The organism is Gryllotalpicola sp. CP2-P1, from assembly GCF_057512245.1.
Genome location: NZ_JBLRDT010000371.1, coordinates 1 through 1,370, shown reverse-complemented (window position 1 = coordinate 1,370; position 1,370 = coordinate 1). Strand labels below are relative to the sequence as shown.

The 1,370-nt window shown below is 71.2% G+C and carries 2 protein-coding genes; both read right to left on the bottom strand.

What is annotated here, in order from left to right; all coding sequences use genetic code 11:
* Positions 1-889, bottom strand: an 889-nt coding sequence (locus ACM2XV_RS15320) for a polyprenyl synthetase family protein (RefSeq protein WP_487027572.1), incomplete at its 3' end; no start/stop codon positions are given.
* Positions 886-1,370 (bottom strand): class I SAM-dependent methyltransferase (locus ACM2XV_RS15315; protein WP_487027571.1); only part of this gene is annotated, 485 nt, incomplete at its 5' end. The genes ACM2XV_RS15315 and ACM2XV_RS15320, both read right to left, overlap by 4 nt.

Below are 1,370 nucleotides of genomic sequence, written 5' to 3'. Positions count from 1 at the left end.
GCTCGATGCCCGCACTCACGTCGACACCCTCGGGGGCGCCGATGACGTCGGACTCGAGGTAGGCGAGAAGCGCCGCTGCCGAGGCATCCGCCCCGGCGCTCGCGCGCAGCTTGAGCAGCGGCATCGTCACGACACCCGCGCGCAGGTCGGTGCCCGCCTGCTTGCCGGTGTCGGTGTCGGTGGCCGAGAGGTCGATGACGTCGTCGACGAGCTGGAAGGCGACACCGATCTTCTCGCCGAACTCGAGCACGGCCGGCTCGTACTCGGCGGGCGCGCCCGAGAACGCCACGCCGAACTGCGCGGCCGCGGCGATCAGCGAACCCGTCTTGTCGGCGAGCACCTTGAGGTAGTGGGCCACGGGATCCTCGCCGGGCTGCGGGCCGAGCGTCTCGTGCAGCTGGCCCATGCACAGGCGCTCGAAGGTGTCGGCCTGCAGGCGGATCGCCCGCTCGCCGAGGTCGGCGATCAGCTGGCTCGCGCGGGCGAACAGCAGGTCGCCGGTGAGCACCGCCACCGAGTTGCCCCAGACGAGCTGAGCGGTGGGAACGCCGCGGCGCAGGGGTGCGTCGTCCATGACATCGTCGTGGTAGAGCGAGGCCAGGTGAGTGATCTCGACGACCTGGGCCGCCGTGATCACCTCGTCGTTCGCGCCGCCGCCGAGCTCGGCGGCCAGCAGCGTCAGCACCGGGCGCACGCGCTTGCCGCCGGCACCGAGCAGGTAGGTCGCCGTCACGTCGGCGACCTGGTCGGCGAAGCGCAGCTCGTGCTTGAGCCCGGCCTCGACCCGCTCGAGCCCCGCGTCGAGCTTCTTGACGAGCGCCCGCTCGGCGGGAGAGGCGGTCAGCTTCTCGGTGAGCCCGAACTGGCTCGTGAGAACGGATGACGTCACGAAGTCTTCCCTGCGTCGGCGGCGGTCGCGAGCGGGCCCTGCTTGCCGAGGGGAACGAACCCACGGTGCAGTGCGACGATCCCGGCGGTGAGATTGCGATAGGCCACGCGCTCGTAGCCGGCCTCGCGCAACCACCCGGCGAGGGTGGGCTGGCTGGGCCATGCGCGGATGGAGTCCATCAGGTACTCGTAGGCGGGGGCGTTCGACGACGCGAGGCGCGCGACGAGCGGCATGCCGAGCCGCAGATAGCCGTAGTAGGCCGCGCGCACGGCAGCGGCCGGCGGTGTCGAGAACTCGCAGATGACGAGCCGGCCACCGGGCTTCGTCACGCGGAAGAACTCGGCGAGCGCCTTCTTCGGCTGCACGATGTTGCGCAGGCCGAACGAGATCGTGACGGCGTCGAACTCGTCGTCGCCGAACGGCAGCTCGGTGGCATCCGCCTGCACGAACTCGATGCGCGGATTGCTCGCCTGCCGCGCCC